Here is a 16,686-nt window from a genome sequence, read left to right as displayed (position 1 = left end):
TCGGCCGTAGGCTCGCCGTGTGGAAGAGACGTCACCCGGCAGTCGGCCGGTCCGGGTCCTTGTGGCCGACGACGAGGCGTTGGTCCGCGCCGGGGTGCTGGCCGTCCTGGCCAGGGACCCGCACGTCGTAGTGGTCGCCGAGGCGAGCAACGGGCACGAGGCCCTCGCGCTGACCCGCCGGCACCGTCCGGACGTGGTCCTGCTGGACATCCAGATGCCCGGCATGGACGGGCTGACGGCGGCCGCGCGGCTCCACCAGGAGTCGGCCGCGGTCGGTGTGATCATGCTGACCACCTTCGGCCAGGACGAGTACATCACCCGCGCCCTGGAGGAAGGCGCCGACGGCTTCCTGCTGAAGGCCGACGATCCGAGGGAACTCCTCAACGGCGTACGGGCCGTGGGCGCCGGCGGCGCCTACCTGTCCCCCAGAGTCGCCGGCCGCGTCATCACCGGGATGCGCGCCCACCGGGCGGCACACCCCCACCGCTCGCTGGAGCGGCTCACGGAACGGGAACGCCAGGTACTGGCCGGACTCGGGGCCGGGCAGTCCAACGCGGAGATCGCGAGCGGTCTGCACCTGGTCGAAGGCACGGTGAAGGCCCACGTCAGCGCGGTGCTCTCGAAGCTGGGCGCGCGCAACCGGGTGGAGGCGGCCATCGTCGCGTACGAGGCCGGTCTGACGCCGTCACGCCGGGCCCTGCCGTGAACGGGCGAGGGCCCCGACCGGAGGCGGACGAGGAAACACTGTTCGTCCCCGTGGTCGGCAGCCGCTGAAGGGTTCACCCCGCTCGGCAAGGACGAGTTGACACACGCGCGGGATGGGGTGGATAGGAGTGGCTCTTGAGGGGAAGTTCTCTCGAGCACGCGGGGCCACAGGGGTGCCCCAGGCATCCGGTTGTCACGTACCTGACATGGAAGCACCTGTGCGACGCGTCAAAGAGAGGCATGAACCGCCATGAACAGACTGTCCTTCCGTGGCTTACGCCGTACCGGTCTCGCGATTCTGGGCGCCGCGATGGCGTCGGCCACGCTGGGAACCTCGGCGAGCGCGGCCGCGCCGTCGGACACGGCGCCCGCCGCCGCGGCCGGGGCAGGGACGGCGGCCTCGCGCGGATGCGCCGTCGTCTATTTCGACCTGGGCGAGACCCTGGTGCACACGGACGAGGACTCCCGCATCGGCTACCTGCCCGGCGCGGCCGCCTATCTGCGCACGCTGCGGGAACGGCACATCAAGGTCGGGCTGATCACCAACGTGCCGTCCTCCTGGGGCGCGACGGACGCCGAGCGTGCCGCCACCCTGAAGAAGGAGATCGACGGGTCCTGGAAGGGTTCCGTTCCCTTCGCCTGGGAGGACTTCGGCGACCGGATCCTCACTCCGCGCACCGAGGCGGAGCGCAAGCCGGCGCCCGTCCTCTGGGAGCGCGCCAGGACGCGGGCACACGGCTGCCGGCTGGTCTACGAGGCGGAGACGTCCGCGGAGACCGACGTCGCGGTCTCGCTCGGTTACCTGGCCTACCAGACGGGGCTGCCGTCTCGTCCCGCCTACCTCCCGGTCCGCGTGATCAAACGACTGGCGCACGGCTCCCGCTGACGCGCCCGCACGGATCGCCGCGGGTCCACGCCCGCCTCCATCCCGCCCCCCACGCCCATGCCCGCGCCCGCGCCCAGCGAGAGAGCGCGGGCGTGAGCCCCTCCTACACGACGGCCTTGGGGTGCGGTTCCGGCGTCCGCGGCTCCTCCGCTCCCCCGGGGCCGTACCGCATCGCCCGGGCGCGCAGCACCAGTTGGAACACGCCGAGCAGGACCGCGCTCGCCAGGGCGCTGTGCCAGAGCAGGGCGTCCAGGCGTCCGGCGGAGAGGTAGGCGCCCACGGCGACGGCCGCGAGGGCGCACACCCCTCGGTCCACGATCGACTCGACCGACAGGAGCGTCGCCCGCGGAGCGCCGGCGGGCACGGCGTCGTTGACCAGCTTGCGCTGGATCGGATACGCAAATCCGGCGGCGGCGGCGAAGAGACAGAGCAGGGTGACGACCGTCCAGGGCCCGCCAAGTGTGATGCCCGCCAGGGTGCCCGCGAGGACGAGACTGAGGACGGACACCCAGGCGACCGGGGACAGCCGGCGCCCGAGCCACTGGGGCCGCGCCGAGCCCACGGCCTCCGCCACCGTCATGGCGGCGAGCACCGTGCCGTGCGAGGCCTCGCCGATGCCGTGGTCGAGCAGGATCGGCTGGAAGAGGTTCACCTGGCAGATCCTGGACAGCGTGAACACGGCCACGCCCTGCACCATCACCAGGACCAGCCACGGTGAGGCGGCGAGGCCGCGCAGCGCGGCCTTCGCCTCGCCCAGCGAACCGCCGCGCCCGCGCTTGGCCGTTCCGCCCCCGCCCGAGCGGCCCGGCCCGTCCGTACGCCGTGCCGCGGCGGAGGTGGCCGCGCGGGGCAGAGCCAGGACGCAGGCCAGGGAGCCGGCCGCGCTCACGGCGCTCAGAAGATACGGAGCGGGGTGGGCCAGGGACATCAGCGGACCGACCAGTGGCCAGCACACGACCTTCGCGGCCAGTCCGAGCGCCCGGGCCGTGCCCTCCGCCTTCAGGTAGTGCTCCTCGCACCCCTCGGCGCGCAGTCCGTCGTACAGATAGGCGCTGGCCGCTCCCGAAGTAAGCGAGCGGCCTGCGGCGATGGCCAGGAAGTGGACGAGGAAGCCGGTGTACGAGGCACTGAAGACCGGGGTGAGGTTCGCCGCCGTCATCACGACGGCGCCGGCCCACAGGCAGTTGCGCGTGCCGATGCGGTCGGCGATCAGCCCGGTCGGGACCTCGAAGAGGCAGAAGGCCACGTAGTAGATGCTCTGGATGCCGAAGATCTGCCCGTCGGAGAGGCCGGCGTCCTTCTGATAGGCGTAGAAGACCGGCATCCACCACAGCAGGTTGAACAGGAGCTGAAAGCCGTGATTGAGCCGGATGACGCGCCGGGCGGTGCCGGTCAGGGAGCCGGCGGCGAGCGTTGACGCGCCGGCGGGGCGCGGGAGGCGGGGGCGGCTCACAGCGCGTAGGGGCGGATCTGGACCAGGCGGAAGCCGCCTTGGTCGGTGAGCAGCCACTCGATGTCCAGCGGGCTGTCCACCCCGGGCGCGCCGAAGTGGGACTGCAGCAGCCGCCCGGTCAGGGAGAGGTCCGCCAGCCGGGCTCGTGTGGCGGCGGGCAGCGGCTCACTCGAGGAACCGAGGGCGACGGTACGCCCGCCTCCCTCGACGGTGTTGTAGAGGAACTGCTGCGGAAGGATCCTGCCCTCGACGACCTGCTCGGGCGATCCCGGCGAGCAGTTGAGGTAGACGTTGCGGAAGTCCTCGCGCCGGGTCGGATTGCAGGTCACCAGGACGCCGCCGAGGACGGCCGGGACGTACGCCTGGATGATCACGCCCATGTACGTCTCGTCCGAGGAGATGCCCACCTGGTGGCGCAGCCGCACGCTGCGCGGGGAGAGCAGCGAGGCCCACACCTGCCGTACGGCATCAAGGAGTTGGCCCGCACCGTGCACGGCGGTGACGGAGTCGTAGACACCGGCCGCGGAAAAGCCGGGCAGGTCTTCGGCGTTGGAGGACGAGCGCACCACGAGGCGGCCGCCCGCGGCGAGCGGGGCGCGGCAGGCCCGGGTGATCTCCTGAGCGACGGAGTCGGGCATCGGGGTGTTCCGGACGAGCTGCTGGAGCTGCAGGCAGAGCGAGTCGAGCACGTCGGTGGCGTCGAGTTCGAGCGCCATCTTCAGCTTGCCGATGCCCTGTTGGAGCGCCGGGGAGGAGATGAGGAAGCGGTGCATGAGAGAGAACGGCAGGGCGACGCCCTCGGGTGCCTCGACGGTCTCGGCCACGAACGAGGCCGCGGCCGCGCGGAGTTCCACGGCTGAGGGCTGCCCGTGCAGGCCGAGCCGGGCCGCGAGATGTCCGTACAGGTTCTCCCGTGGCGGGCGGGGGCGGCCGTGGAACGCGGTGAGATCGGCCGTGCGGCTGTCGAGTACGTGATGCAGCTCCCCGAGGTTGGCCGCCTTGGTGCCGTAGCGGTCCCGGTCGGTGCCGCGCAGCCGGTGCAGGGAGAGCACGGGGGCGTCCTCCAGGAGCGGTGGTTCCAGCCGGATGCGCTGCTGGTGCCAGGCCGGGGCCCGCAGCTCCGGAACCTCCTCCATCCGCTCCAGGGTGATCTCGTCCTCGCGTACCCGGTAGCGGACCCAGGCGCCGTCCAGGCCGTCCTTCTCGACGAGCTGGTCCAGGTCGCGGACGATCGCGTTGGGGATGCCCCACCCGGAGGCGAGGAGATTGGTGTGGGAGAGCGGAGTGATCGGCATGGTGTTGATGAATCCGGCCACTCTCCGCACGTCGTCCGGCAGGCAGGGCATGGCGACGATGTCCGACCAGCCGAGTCCGCCCGCCGCCGCCTGGTACTCCTCCACGGTCCGGAAGCAGTGCAGTCGGCCGGTCGCCTCCCCGGGGTTGAGCGGCGTGCGGGTCCTGGTGCCGAAGAGCTGGTGGCCGAGGATACGCGGCACCCGCTGCTCGCTGATCGCGGCGAGTTCCTCCTCCTGGGCGTGGTTGGCCGGCTTGAGCAACAGCGGCAGTCTGCCGTCGAGGCGCTCGCGGACGAAGGAGTAGAAGAACTCCAGCAGTTCGCCGTGCATGGTGTCGGCCTCGGTCGTCTCCAGCACGAGGAAGGTCCGCTCGCGGCCGTCCGTGTCCCCGTCGGTGTGCAGGGAGAGCACTCCGAGGAGGAAACGGCGCCCGCGGTCCATGTAGACGGACGCGTTGAACTCGTCGAGAGTGGCGTCGAGTTCGGCGACGTCCATACCGAGGACCCGGGTGGCTATGTAGTCGACGTGGAAGGGATGCACGGCCGTGTCCAGCAGGTGCCAGGTGGACTCGGCGCGGTCGACGACGACTTTGAGGTACGGATGACCGGCCAGGACCCCGGACAGGGTACGGAACAGCGGCAGGGAGAGGTTCTCGCCGATGACCGTACGGTCGACGGCGTGTTCCGCCTCGTCGGCGGGAAGAGCGACCGTGCTCATGCGGGGGCTCCCTCGGGCTCCGGGGCGGCGCACACGGGTCGGGGTGCGGGCGCAGATCGCTCGGCGGACCCGGATCGGGGTGCGGCCACGGGTCCGGGTGCCGCGGGCACGGGTCGTACGGTGGACACGGATCGTACGGTGGACACGGATCGGGTCGCGGCGTGGCCGTCGGACGGCAGCACCGTGGGCAGCGCGTCGATCAGCGTCGTGAAGTCGTGGAGCACGGTCCGCGCGTCGGGGGCCGAGAGCAGGCACAGGGCCGCCATCGTGTTGGCCCCGCCCGCGGGGTCGTAGACCGGCACGGTGGTGCCGTCCGGCAGCGAACTCTCCGGTACCACCGACAGAGTGGCGCCCTCGCTCAGCGCGACGGTCTCCCGTACCACGGAAAAGTCCCACACCCGGCGGTCCGGCCAGGCCTCGCCCTGGCCGTCCACCGCGAGGACCACGAGGGAACCGGCGGCGCCCCGTGCCTGCTCGGGGCCGAGGGCACGCTCGGGCCAGTCGACCGGGCGGCCCAGGAGGTGGTCCACGAGCATGCCGACGAGGTCGAGCCCGAAGACCTCCTCGATCTGCGGGACGGTCATCGCGCCGCCGAGCCGGGCGGCGGTCTCGATCAGCCACATGCGCCCGTCGGGGCCGAGCTTGATCTCGGTGTGGGTGCCGCAGTCGCGCAGGCCGAGGGCGTCGACGGCGTCCCGGGCGAGGTCCACGACACGGTCCTGGAGGTTCGGGGGAAGTAACGCGGGGGTGAGGGAGGCCCGCTCGGTGAACGGCTCGACCGTCGGCATCCGGCCGCTGACGCAGACCGGACGGAAGACGCCGTCCGTCACGACGCCCTCGACGCTGACGTAATCGCCCCAGCCGGGGTCGTCGAACCACCGCGTGGCGTCGCCGGTCACGATCTCCTCCACCACGTACTGCGCGTCGGCCTCGGCCACATGGAGTTCGGCGAAGCCCAGCTGGGCGGATTCGGCCATCGTCGCGCGTGAGCGCTGCCACGCGGCGTCGGCTTCCCGAGGGGAACCGATGATCTGGTGGGCGGTGGACCCCGCGCTCCAGGCCGCCTTCAGCAGCATGGGCACGGGCAGGACGGCGGCGGCCTCGTGGAGGTCCGTCCGCGTGGTGACGGGGTGGAACGCGGGCTGCGGCAGGCCGTTCCGGTGCCAGGTCTGCCGCATCCGCCGCTTGTCGCGGGCGAGCGCGGCGGCGGCTCCCGCCCCGGGGAGAGCGAGCGCCTCACAGGCCTCGGCGACGGCCACGACCGCGTACTCCGAGAAAGTGAGGACGGCGTCCGCTCCCACGGCTTCGGCCCGCGAGACGATCAGGGCGACCAGGTCGGACCGCTCCGTCTCGGTCGGCCTCACGACCGAGGCGCAGAGCCTGTTCGCGGACGCGACGACCGTCGGCGGAAGCTCACTGAGCGCCAGCAGGTGGACGTCCGCTCTCGCCGCCGCCCGCGCCAGGACATGGCCGAGCGGCGGACCACCCTTGGCATGCACCAACAGCACTGTGCTCACTGAAGTTCGTCTCCTGTCGCTTTGTCCGTCGGGGGCGTCGGGCGGATGGCCCGGCCCCGCCGCGTGATCGGCCGGCCCTTGACCGGGCCTCCGGACGCAACCCGCGTAGAACCCGGCGGGCGCGGCGGCGAGTTCAAGGGAATCAGACGGTGGACCCCGGAAGTGCCACAAGAGACGACCGCGGAATCAGGCAAATGCCTGAGTCGCGGAACGCCTCGCACGAGGAGGGAGGTTCCGGGCCCACGGGAGGTGCCTCGTACGGGGGCGCGCTCACGCGTCGCAGTCGGCCGATAACCGAGCATGGATGAGGCCGGCCCGGGAAAGGCATCGCAAGATCACCTTCCGACGTACGGCGATGACGTGAAGGAAAGGCAATCGTGAACGATTCCGGTATCCGCGCACTCATGGAGCGCCTCCCCCTGTTCTGGTGGGAGACCGACGAGCGGTCGCACCTGGCGGATTGGGGCGGCGGCGCCTTCGCCGATCCGTCCGCCGCGCGGCGCTTCCTGGACCACGCGCGCCAGGAGACGTCCGTTCCGGGATCCCCGCTCGACGAGCCGCACCGTGTCGTCCGGTTCGACGGCCGGACCTTCCAGGTGCACTGGCCGGCGGGCGAGCGCCCGGGATTTGGCCGCGCCCGAGGAATCGCCGTGGAGACCGGAGCGCAGCCCGCGGCCGGCCGGCGGTACGCCGCCTTCGCGGAGTTCGCCGACCTCGCCCCGGCCGCGGCCTTCCTCCGCGACCGCGACGGACGCTACTTATGGGCCAACCACTCCTACGCCCATCTCTACGGCACCACACCGGAGCGGATCGTCGGCCGCCGCATCGAGGACCTCGACACCCCCGCCGACGCCGCCCAGTTCCGCGCCCTGGACCAGGAGATACTCAGCCAGGGCAGGCCGGTGCGCCACCACCTGCGCTACCACCGCAAGGACGGCGGCACGGGACAGGCGGCCGGCCATCGCTTTCCCGTCCAGGAGAACGGCGAGACCTGCGTGGCCGGAATCTACGTCGACATCACCGAGCACGCGCGGGCGATGGACCAGCGCCGCGAGGCCGAGGAGAGCCTGAAGGCCCTGCGCGATCACAGCGGCCTGCCCTGCGCGCTGCTCTCGGCCGACGGCCGTATCGAACAGGCGGGCACGGCCACCGCCGAACTGCTCCGGTCGCGCCTGTCCGACCTCATCGGCCGCCGCGCCCACACCCTGGTCGCCGATACGTCCGACCTCCGCCCCCTGCGCCGCGCGTGGGAGGGGCTGATCACCCGCCGCATCAGGCGGGCGGAGACCTCCGCCGTACTCCTCGACACCCTGGGACGCCAGCGCCGGGCGCGGCTCCATCTGGCCGCGGTGAGCGGACCCGCCGGCCATGTCTCGCACGTGTGGGCCGTCGTCACCCACCAGAGCGTCGCCCACGAGCCCCACCCGCCGCTCACCGCCGCGCAGATCCGCATCCTGTCCCTCCTCGCGGGAGGGAGCACCAACGGCGAGATCGCGGCCTCGCTGGGGCTCTCACGGCAGACGGTCGACTACCACCTCAGCCGGCTCCGGGAGCAACTGGGCGCCGCGACCAGGCCGGCCCTCGCCGCCCGCGCGTACGTCCTCGGAATCCTCGACCCCCGTGCCTGGCCCCCACGGCCGGCCACCGCCTCGTGAACGTCCACGCGGGGCGAGGCTAGCCGGGCCCTCCGCCGGACCGCCAGGGGACGGGCACCGCCGCCTGAAGACGAACCGGGCCCCGTCGCGAAACGGCGGACCCGGTTCCCCCGCGAGAGGCCTGGGACCATCATCTGTCTGCTGGGGGCTTGGAGACGAGGAACACGAAGGCTCGATACGACGGCTCCAGCCTCACGGCCGTGCCTGCTTCGGCAGGGTGAGAATCTCGGCGCCGGTCTCGGTGATGGCGATGGTGTGCTCGCTGTGCGCGGTCCGGCAGCCCGTCGCGCTGCGCAGCGTCCAGCCATCCGCGTCGGTGACGAGAGTGGCGGTGTCGGCCATGACCCAGGGTTCCAGGGCGAGCAGCAGTCCGGGGCGCAGCTGGTAGCCGCGGCCGGGCCGCCCGGTGTTCGCGACGTGCGGATCCTGGTGCATGGTCGAGCCGATGCCGTGGCCGCCGAACTCGGTGTTGATCGGGTAGCCCGCCTCGCCGAGGACCGTGCCTATGGCGTGGGAGAGGTCGCCGATGCGTGCCCCGGGCCTGGCGGCGGCGATGCCGGCGGCGAGTGCGCGTTCGGTCGTCTCGATCAGCGCGACGCTCTCCGCCGGCCTGGCCTTGCCCACCAGAAAGCTGATCGCGGCGTCCGCGGCCACTCCGCCCGTGGCCACGGCGAGGTCGAGGGTCAGCAGATCCCCATCGGCCAGCGTGTAGTCGTGCGGCCGCCCGTGGAGCACCGCGTCGTTGACGGCCGTGCAGATGTAGTGCCCGAACGGGCCGCGCCCGAACGAAGGCGCGTAGTCGACGTAGCAGGACTGCGCCCCCGCCTCGGTGATCATCTCCTTGGCCCACCGGTCGATGTCCAGCAGGTTCGTCCCCACCGTGCTGCGCCGCTTCAGCGTGTGCAGGATCTCGCCGACCAGGGCGCCGGTGCCTCTCGCCCGCTCAAGCCGCGCGGAGTTCAGGATCTCGATCATGTGGAACCTCTCACCTTCATCCAATAACTATCCCGGTCCAACTGTACCGGTATTAGAATGGGGCCATGGTCAGGTTGCCGCTCACTCCCGCGGAAGTCGAACGCGGACAGCGCCTCGGCGCCCTCCTGCGGAGGGCCAGGGGAGAGCGCTCGATGCTCGATACCGCGCTCGCCGCAGGCGTCTCACCGGAAACCCTCCGGAAGATCGAGACGGGCCGCGTGGCCACCCCCGCCTTCCCGACCATCGCGGCGATCTCCGATGTCCTCGGCCTCTCCCTCGACGCGGTGTGGGCCGAGATCAGCCGACCCGAACCCGGCACGAGAACGCCCGGATCCGATCACCACGTACAAGAGCGGCTGGCCTCGTAAGCCCCCCATCGGACGTGGCGGCTGCGGGAGGCGGCTGCGAGCGGGCCCGGCGCAGCGGTGCGCGCGGCCGGGACGCTTGGCTGCCGACCGGCCCGGGACTTGCCGGTCAGCAGCTCCCCGGAGGCACCGCCCAGCGCCGCCTGCACCTCGTCAGGGTTCATCCCGAACCTCAGCGGTCCCGCTCCCACCAGTGGATCGAGCACCCACCGCGCCCGCTCCGCCGGCTCTCTGTCCCCCAGCCCGCCCCGGCCCCTCTCTGACCACACAGGTACCTGCCACCCGACACGCCTTCCGGAGCCTACGAGCGCCCTCCGAGAAGACCGCCCCTCCGACAGCCGGACCAGGTCGAGGACCTCAGCCGCCACATCACGTTCCGCAGGCCGGAGGCCCCGTAGCGCCGCAACACCCCGACAACCAGCTGCTCCTTGAAAGCGCCGAGCACGCTGGATGATCATGCTGCCCTGTCGGAAATCTTCACGATTCCCGACCAGGGCAAGCACATAGGGGGCGCGGTATGTGGTCGTTCATGTCAACGGACGGGATTCCACCGGAAGAACGGTTGGACTGGTACTCCGACATCGTCTCGCGCGAGGTGATGCCCGCGGCGCTCAGCAGCGAGCGGCCCGCCGAATTCCAGGGCGAGTCCGCGGTGCTGGACCTGGGCGACGTCCGCGCGACGAGGGCGTCCATGTCGCCCCTGCGCTCGCGGCGCACCGCCGCGATGATCCGGCGCGGTGACCCGGAGCAGTACCAGCTGGCCCTGCTTCTCAAGGGGACCGTGTCGCTGACGCAGCACCGGAACGAGTGCACCACCGGAGTGGGCGACCTGATGCTCTGGGACACCTCGCGCCCCTCCGACTGCCGGATGCCCGCCGAGGACGGCCGGGTGCGGGTGTCGATCCTGATGCTGCCCAGGAACGTCATACCGCTGCGCCCCCAGCGCCTGGACCGGATGCTGGCCCGCCGCATCCCGGGCAACACGGGCATGGCCGCGATTCTTGCGTCCTACATGACCTCGATCGAAGCCCACAGCGCCGCGTGCACTCCGCAGGAACTGCACCGCCTCGGCACGATCGCCGCCGACCTCGCGACGGCCTGTCTGGCCCAGCATCTGGACGCCGAGGACCAACTTCCCGCCGACGTGCGGAGACAGGCACTGCTCCAGCGGATCCACACGTTCATCGAGCACAACCTCGGCGATCCGGAACTGAATCCGCCGGCCATCGCCGCCCGGCACCACATGTCGGTGCGCACGCTCCACAAGCTCTTTCACGACCAGGGGGAGAGTGTCCACGCCCGGATCCGCCGGCGCCGCCTGGAGCGGTGCCGCACCGACCTCGCCGACCTCGGTCTCCGCAGCCGCCCCGTGAGCGCCATCGCCGCCCGCTGGGGCTTCAGCGGACCAGTGCTTTTCAGCCGCTGCTTCCGCGAGGCGTTCGGGCTCACCCCGACCGAGTTCCGTGCGCTGAGCATCAATGATTCCCGCGCCGAGCGTTCAGCGCGGTGACGGTTTCCGGCCTAGATTTCGATGTCGTCGGAGCAGGAGGGAAGCCCCGGCGCCGATGACGAACCCCGGCCGTCACTCCGGCCGCCATGTCGTCCGCCTTCGCCATTCCTCGACACGTCTGGAGAACACGCACGTGAAGCGCACTTTGGCAGCCCTGACCACGCTCGCCGCAGCCGCCGGAGGCATCCTGGCCGGCGCTCCCGCCGCCTCGGCGGCCGACGGCTACTGCACCACGTCCTCGGGTATCAGCCGGGGCGCCTACTGGGTCTTCGTCCCCACGACCAGCGGAGGGTCCACCTCCTGTGTCATGGGCTCGGGCTCCAGTGGCGAGGCAGTCGACGCACTCCAGGCCGCCCTGATCCTCTGCTACGGCATGGACGTCGGCGGCAGGGACGGTGTCTACGGCGCCAAGACCGAGGCGGCCGTGAGGTCGCTGCAGCGCGCGACCGGACAGACGGCCGACGGGGTCTACGGCCCCAACACCCGGAACGTCGTGGAGTGGCGCTGGACCGGCAACGCCGGCGGGGGGAAGTGCGAACGCCTCTGACGCCCTTCCGCTCGCAGACGACGCTTGACCCGCACAGCATTCAACAAGGGGGAAACACCGTGAGGAAGAAGATCGCTTCTCTGGCCGCCATCGCCATCATGGCGGGAGGCCTCGGCCTGACCACGGCCGGAACCAGCCAGGCGGCCGTCCCGACCCGGGCGTCGGTCACCTCCACGACCTCGGCCGCGTCCGTGGCGGCGGCCTCCTACAACCTGGGCCTGACGACCAACCAGGGCAAGTACATGCAGTGCTGGCTGAACCATGCCGGCTGGGGCTCCTTGGTCGTGGACGGCCAACTGGGCAACGCCAGTTGGAAGGCGATCCAGCGGCTCCTCGCGCATTCCTGGGGGTACACCGGCGCGATCGACGGCGTAGCCGGGCCGAACACGATCGAGGCCCTGCAGCGGCTGCTGATCTGGTGGGACTACAACGGCCGGATCGACGGCATCGTCGGACCCGCCACCGAACTGGCCTTCTCCCGCCTGGCCAACAGCCGCGCCTCCTTCTGCTGACCCATGCCCCCGAGGCACCTCGGCGGTCACCAGGCCGCGCTCTCACCGACAAGAGGCTGAAGATGACCATCGCCAAGAAGGCGGTCGTGACGCTGGCCGCCGCGGCCCTGCTCGCGGGCGTCGGTGGCATCGCCACCGCGACCAGCGCGTCCGCCGCTTCCGTCGCCGGCCCCTGCGCCGACTACAGCGTCAACAAGCCCTACCTCAGCCAGGGAAGCGCCGGCCCCGAGGTGCGGGAGCTTCAGTGTGAGCTCAACCTGTCCATGGATCCCGGCAACGGCTACGAAGTGGCCATCGACGGCATCTTCGGCCCGCGTACCAAAAGCGCGGTGCTGAGGTTCCAGGCATGCGTGGGCATCCAGCAGGACGGCATCGTCGGCCCCGCCACCTGGTCCTGGCTGGACTGGTACAGCAAGACGCCGTACACCGCCTGCTGATCACCGAGTCCCGGGGACGTCCGGAAGAAGTCCCGGAGCACTCCCGCAGCCACCGCCGCACCACCCTCCGTCCTTCGATTCGCGGGCCGGAAGGGGTGCGGCGGGGGGATTCCGCCCTATGCCGCGTGGGGAGACCACTCGATCGTGGGGCCGAGGAGCGAGGAGTTGACGGTCGCCGTCCCGGCGCAAAGGACTCGGCATCAGGGCCGAAACCAGGAGCGACAAGATCACCCGCCCATAGGATGATCTTTCCAGTGCGCCGGGACCACCGGCGCGTCAGTCGCATCACGCCCTTGGGGGAGCAATGAGACTGTTCTCTGCCGGACGCCGGATACGCATCAGATCCGGCGCCGCGGTCGCGGTGGCGGCCGGTCTGCTGACCGCCGGCCTCGCCGCGCCCGCGTTCGCCGACGACGACCCGCCGCACACCGACCAGTTGTGGATCCAGAGCCCGTACGAGCAAGCACTGCCGCTCGGTGCCGGCGGCGGTCTGCCGCAGACCCGCACCCTCGGGATCGGCCTCTACCACGACAACCAGAACCTCGCGGTGACCGACGGCCGGCTCACCGTCGACGTCTCCGGCCTCACCGGGGTCGCCGAGGTGACCTGGCCCGACACCTGCACGCCGAACGGCACGAGCGCGGTGTGCGACATCCCCGTGGTACCCACGATGGGGGACGCCTACGAGGACCAGGTGTTCCTGAAGGTGCGCGCGGCCGACGGTGCCCAGGCCGGCGCGCAGGGCACGATCACCTACGAGGCGACGGCCACCGGCGGGTCCGGTGACACGCTCACCGCGCCCCACCAAAGCTTCAGCACCACGCTCGCCGTCCGCTCCGGGCCCGACCTGGCCGTCGACGCCGCCGACGACATCGCGGAAGGGCTGCCGGGTGACGAGCGGACGATCCCGTTCAAGGTCACCAACAACGGCAACGAGAGCGCGAACGGCTTCACCGTCAGGATGACCGCCTCGTACGGTCTGACGGACCTGACCCGCTACGACGCCTGCGCCTACAACACGACGGACGGCCAGGACTACGCACCGTGGACCGTGGCGACCTGCACGTTCGACCAGGTGCTGGCGCCCGGCGACTCCTTCGAGCTGCCCCGGCCGCTGACGGCGCGCCTCGCCCCGCACGCGTTGTACGAGCGGCTTGACATCGGTGCCACCCCCGGCGCCGGCGCCGACGACATCGACCCGCGGAACGACTTCGCGAGCGTCGAGATCCGCGCGACCAGCGGTGCCGACTTCTCCGTGACCGGTGACGCCCTCTCCGGTGCGGCAGGCAGCACGGCCACGGCCGAGCTCACTTTCAAGAACAACGGCCCGGCCTGGATCGGTTACCTCGGCTCCGGCGACCCGGTCGCCAAGGTCCGGCTGATCGTGCCCGAGGGCACCACGGTCACCGGCGTTCCGTCCGACTGCTCCCCGCGGGCCCTCGACGGCACCTTCTACCCGACGCGGACGGGCGCCCCGCGATACGACTGCAGCATGCCGTACTGGGTGCTGGCGGACACGCAGCGGACGTTCGCGTTGTCCGTACGCATCGACACCGTGGTCCCCGGCGCGACCGGTGCCGTCAGCGTGCAGCCCGCGTACGGCACGTTCGGCGAGTTCCCCTTCACCTTCGACCCGGACCTCACGAACAACACGGCGGCCCTGACCGTCAACTGACCGGCGCCGGGGGTTCGGATCAGCCGTCCGGGCGGCTGATCCGAACCCCCGGCCCGAACCCTCAGCCCGAACCGGCGACCAGTGCCTCACCGAGCGGGGTACGCCGGTAGAGCACCGACCGTCCGGACCGGGCGCGGACGAGCAGCCCGGCGCCGCGCAGGATGGCGAGGTGGTCTCCGACCGCGCCGGGTGCCATGGCGAGGCTTCGGGCGAGGTGGCTGGTACTGGCCGGGGCGTCCAGCGCCAGCAGCAGCCGGGCCCGGGCCCGGCCGACCAGAGCGGTCAGCGCGTCGGGCCGCGGGACGGTCTCCTCTTCGCCCCACAAAGCGCCGGTGCCGCGGGCACGATAGACCAAGGTCCTGGGCCAGGGGTCTTCCAAGTGGGCGCCGATGTTCTCGACGAAGACCGAGGGGATCAGCAGGAGCCCGTCGCCGGCGAGCCGGAATGTTCCGACCGGCCGGAAGTGGCCGACCTCGATGCCGCCGGCGCGCCAGGCGATGCTCGGGTGCAGGCTCTCGATGGTCGTGGCCCATCCGTGTTCGCCGATCAGCCCCACCCGGTGCACGACATCGCGCTGGCAGATCGCGCGCAGCTGCGGCCAGTCCGCGGCGAGCAGCTCGTGCCACGCCTGGTCCATCGCCTCGGCGATCCTGGAGACGGCGTCCGGCGAGTCCAGCACGGCCCGTACGCGGGAATCACGGGCGGACGGACCGGTCGCGGCCGTGGCGTATTCGTGGCGGGCCGCTTCCGGCGTTGTGGCCCGGATCGTGGCCAGGTCGTCCGCCCAGGTCTGGTTGAGGCCGCGCGGGGGCGGGGCGACGAAGTTCGGCCCGGATCTCGGGGTGTGCAGGGCGAGGACCGCGTTCAGTTCGGTCTCGCGGCGAAGCCGCTCGAAGGCCGGCATGAGCCGGGTGGCCCAGGCTCGCGGAAGCGGCCGGTCCTGGCCGGCGAGCGAGCGCAGCAGCAGGCAGAGGTCCAACGCGGGCGACAGTGCGAAGCGGCTGCGCAGCAGGTCCTCGACGGAGACATCGAAGCGGAGCACCCCGGGATGCTACCGCGGACGTCCCCTTCGATTCGTCCAGCGACGAATCATTGGTGAGCGGCGCGGGACCACGGCGAGGTTGGGCGTCATGACCCCCACCGCCGAACCCGCGCAGAGCCGGCACCGTGCCACCTACCGGGAGGTGCTGGCCGAGCCGCGATTCCGGCTGCTCTTCACGACCCGCGCCGTCTCGATCACCGCGGACGCGCTGCGGATCACCACGTTCTCGGTCCTGGTCTTCGCGGCCACCGGCTCCCCGCTGCTGAGCGCGGTGGCCTTCGGCATCGGCTTCATCCCACAGCTGTTCGGCTCGCTGTTGCTGGGCTCACTGGCCGACCGGCTGCCACCCCGCGCACTCATCACCGGCGGCTACGCCGTGACGTCAGCCGCCGCCCTGCTGCTCGCCCTGGTGCGGATGCCGATCGCGGCAAGCCTCGGTGTCGTGGCACTGGTCTCCCTCGCCACACCGGTGTTTCACGGTGCGTCGAGTCGGCTGGTCGCACAGTCGCTGAAGGGCGACGCCTACGTACTGGGCCGGTCACTGAACAACATCGCCGGCTCCGGCGCGCAGTTGTCCGGCCTGGCACTGGGAGGTGCGGTCGTCGCGGCACTCGGGCCCCGCCGGGCGCTCGCGGTCAGCGCCGCTCTCTACCTCGGCTGCGCGCTCGCCATCCGCATCCGGCTGCCCAGGCTCCAGCCGGGAGAGTCCGGCGGCGCTCGGGGCGAGGGCGGGGCCGTCCGGGCAAGCCTGCGCGGCGCCGGCCTGCTGCTGCGTGGACGCACCGTGCGACGACTGATGCTGGCCCAGTGGCTACCGCCCGCGTTCGTCGCGGGCGCGGAAGGTCTCCTCGTCGCCTACGCGGGAGAACGCCGCCTCGCGCCCGGCTGGTACGCGGTGCTGATGGGCTGTCTGCCGGTCGGCATGCTGGTCGGAGACCTGCTGGTGGGGCGGCTGCTCCGGCCGCCCGCCCGGGAGCGGCTGGTGGTCCCGTTGATCGCGCTGGCGGGACTGCCGCTGATCGGTTTCGCCGCCGGGCCCGGAGTGGGCGTCTCGTCCTGTCTGCTGCTGCTCAGCGGCTTCGGATACGCCTACGGTCTCGGCCTGCAACGGCCGTTCCTGGACGCCCTGCCACAGGAGGGCCAGGGCCAGGCCTTCGGCCTGCTCGGCTCCGGCAGCATGACGCTTCAGGGCGTCGGGCCGGTCTGCGTGGGCTCGGTGGCCGCGGGCACGGGAACAGGCGGCGCGATCGCCCTGGCGGGCGGCGCGGTGGCGCTCACCGCCGGCTGGATTCTCACCTGGCACGCGCCCACTCCCCCGGTCCCCGTACCGAACCGCTCGACGGGATCGGAGAACGGCACCGGACAGCGTGCGAGCGGTTCTCCCGCGCGGTAGCC

15 protein-coding genes are annotated in these 16,686 nt (G+C 71.6%); 10 read left to right on the top strand and 5 right to left on the bottom strand.

All coding sequences use genetic code 11. The features are described from left to right. Nucleotides 1-19 precede the first annotated feature (19 nt). Nucleotides 20-706, top strand: a complete 687-nt coding sequence (locus ABZ693_RS18295; RefSeq protein ID WP_359877978.1) for a response regulator — start codon at nt 20-22, stop codon at nt 704-706. A 249-nt stretch (nt 707-955) separates the two neighbouring features. Further along, on the top strand, nt 956-1,591 hold the full coding sequence (locus ABZ693_RS18290; protein ID WP_359877976.1) for an HAD family hydrolase: 636 nt from the start codon (nt 956-958) through the stop codon (nt 1,589-1,591). A gap of 103 nt (nt 1,592-1,694) precedes the next feature. Here the strand turns inward: ABZ693_RS18290 and ABZ693_RS18285 are convergent, their stop codons facing one another. The 3 genes from ABZ693_RS18285 to ABZ693_RS18275 are packed head-to-tail and all read right to left on the bottom strand — an operon-like array spanning nt 1,695 to nt 6,573. Next, nucleotides 1,695-3,044, bottom strand: a complete 1,350-nt coding sequence (locus ABZ693_RS18285) for an MFS transporter (RefSeq protein WP_359877974.1) — start codon at nt 3,042-3,044, stop codon at nt 1,695-1,697. Beyond that, nucleotides 3,041-5,056: a PEP/pyruvate-binding domain-containing protein gene (locus ABZ693_RS18280; RefSeq protein WP_359877971.1), complete on the bottom strand. Its 2,016-nt coding sequence runs from the start codon at nt 5,054-5,056 to the stop codon at nt 3,041-3,043. The genes ABZ693_RS18285 and ABZ693_RS18280 overlap by 4 nt, the downstream gene beginning before the upstream one ends. Continuing rightward, nucleotides 5,053-6,573 carry an ATP-grasp domain-containing protein gene (locus ABZ693_RS18275; RefSeq protein ID WP_359877969.1) on the bottom strand — a complete coding sequence of 507 codons (1,521 nt, stop codon included), beginning with the start codon at nt 6,571-6,573 and terminating at the stop codon, nt 5,053-5,055. Before ABZ693_RS18275 ends, ABZ693_RS18280 begins: the two co-directional genes overlap by 4 nt. A gap of 377 nt (nt 6,574-6,950) precedes the next feature. On the opposite strand from ABZ693_RS18275, the gene ABZ693_RS18270 reads away from it, so the two are divergent. Beyond that, entirely contained in the window at nt 6,951-8,228 is a 1,278-nt protein-coding gene (locus ABZ693_RS18270; RefSeq protein ID WP_359877967.1) for a PAS domain-containing protein, read from the top strand. A gap of 192 nt (nt 8,229-8,420) precedes the next feature. Here ABZ693_RS18270 and map read toward each other — a convergent pair whose 3' ends face one another. Beyond that, nucleotides 8,421-9,203 (bottom strand): type I methionyl aminopeptidase, encoded by a 783-nt coding sequence (gene map, locus ABZ693_RS18265; protein ID WP_359877964.1) that lies wholly within the window; start codon nt 9,201-9,203, stop codon nt 8,421-8,423. Between the two features lie 65 nt (nt 9,204-9,268). Here map and ABZ693_RS18260 point away from each other — a divergent pair, with 65 nt between their 5' ends. The 6 genes from ABZ693_RS18260 (at nt 9,269) to ABZ693_RS18235 (ending at nt 14,249) form a co-directional block, all read left to right on the top strand. Then, complete coding sequence (locus ABZ693_RS18260) at nt 9,269-9,571, top strand: helix-turn-helix domain-containing protein (RefSeq protein WP_359877962.1); 303 nt, start codon at nt 9,269-9,271, stop codon at nt 9,569-9,571. 559 nt (nt 9,572-10,130) lie between these two features. After that, nucleotides 10,131-11,078, top strand: coding sequence for an AraC-like ligand-binding domain-containing protein (locus tag ABZ693_RS18255; RefSeq protein ID WP_359877960.1), 948 nt, complete (start codon nt 10,131-10,133; stop codon nt 11,076-11,078). 133 nt (nt 11,079-11,211) lie between these two features. Beyond that, nucleotides 11,212-11,625, top strand: a complete 414-nt coding sequence (locus tag ABZ693_RS18250) for a peptidoglycan-binding domain-containing protein (RefSeq protein ID WP_359877958.1) — start codon at nt 11,212-11,214, stop codon at nt 11,623-11,625. A 59-nt stretch (nt 11,626-11,684) separates the two neighbouring features. Next, nucleotides 11,685-12,137 (top strand): peptidoglycan-binding domain-containing protein, encoded by a 453-nt coding sequence (locus ABZ693_RS18245; RefSeq protein ID WP_359877956.1) that lies wholly within the window; start codon nt 11,685-11,687, stop codon nt 12,135-12,137. Between the two features lie 62 nt (nt 12,138-12,199). After that, nucleotides 12,200-12,574 (top strand): peptidoglycan-binding domain-containing protein, encoded by a 375-nt coding sequence (locus tag ABZ693_RS18240; RefSeq protein ID WP_359877953.1) that lies wholly within the window; start codon nt 12,200-12,202, stop codon nt 12,572-12,574. 304 nt (nt 12,575-12,878) lie between these two features. After that, nucleotides 12,879-14,249, top strand: a complete 1,371-nt coding sequence (locus ABZ693_RS18235; RefSeq protein ID WP_359877951.1) for a COG1361 family protein — start codon at nt 12,879-12,881, stop codon at nt 14,247-14,249. Between the two features lie 61 nt (nt 14,250-14,310). Here ABZ693_RS18235 and ABZ693_RS18230 read toward each other — a convergent pair whose 3' ends face one another. Continuing rightward, the gene (locus ABZ693_RS18230; protein ID WP_359877949.1) at nt 14,311-15,291 is read right to left on the bottom strand and encodes a winged helix-turn-helix domain-containing protein; all 981 of its coding nucleotides are present in this window, start codon (nt 15,289-15,291) and stop codon (nt 14,311-14,313) included. A gap of 88 nt (nt 15,292-15,379) precedes the next feature. Here ABZ693_RS18230 and ABZ693_RS18225 point away from each other — a divergent pair, with 88 nt between their 5' ends. Then, entirely contained in the window at nt 15,380-16,684 is a 1,305-nt protein-coding gene (locus ABZ693_RS18225; RefSeq protein ID WP_359877947.1) for an MFS transporter, read from the top strand. The last annotated feature ends 2 nt before the right edge of the window (nt 16,685-16,686 follow it).

It is taken from the genome of Streptomyces laurentii (assembly GCF_040635425.1).
GTDB classification, from domain to species: Bacteria; Actinomycetota; Actinomycetes; order Streptomycetales; family Streptomycetaceae; genus Streptomyces; species Streptomyces laurentii.
The sequence above is the reverse complement of the archived record's forward strand: the minus strand, read 5'-3'. Positions and strand labels throughout refer to the sequence as shown.

Bases quoted from the DNA above. Each gene is read 5' to 3' on its own strand.
- ABZ693_RS18290 (WP_359877976.1), top strand. From the start codon at position 956: ATGAACAGACTGTCCTTCCGTGGCTTACGCCGTACCGGTCTCGCGATT.
- ABZ693_RS18280 (WP_359877971.1), bottom strand. From the start codon at position 5,056: ATGAGCACGGTCGCTCTTCCCGCCGACGAGGCGGAACACGCCGTCGAC.
- map (WP_359877964.1), bottom strand. From the start codon at position 9,203: ATGATCGAGATCCTGAACTCCGCGCGGCTTGAGCGGGCGAGAGGCACC.
- ABZ693_RS18260 (WP_359877962.1), top strand. From the start codon at position 9,269: ATGGTCAGGTTGCCGCTCACTCCCGCGGAAGTCGAACGCGGACAGCGC.
- ABZ693_RS18240 (WP_359877953.1), top strand. From the start codon at position 12,200: ATGACCATCGCCAAGAAGGCGGTCGTGACGCTGGCCGCCGCGGCCCTG.
- ABZ693_RS18235 (WP_359877951.1), top strand. From the start codon at position 12,879: ATGAGACTGTTCTCTGCCGGACGCCGGATACGCATCAGATCCGGCGCC.
- ABZ693_RS18225 (WP_359877947.1), top strand. From the start codon at position 15,380: ATGACCCCCACCGCCGAACCCGCGCAGAGCCGGCACCGTGCCACCTAC.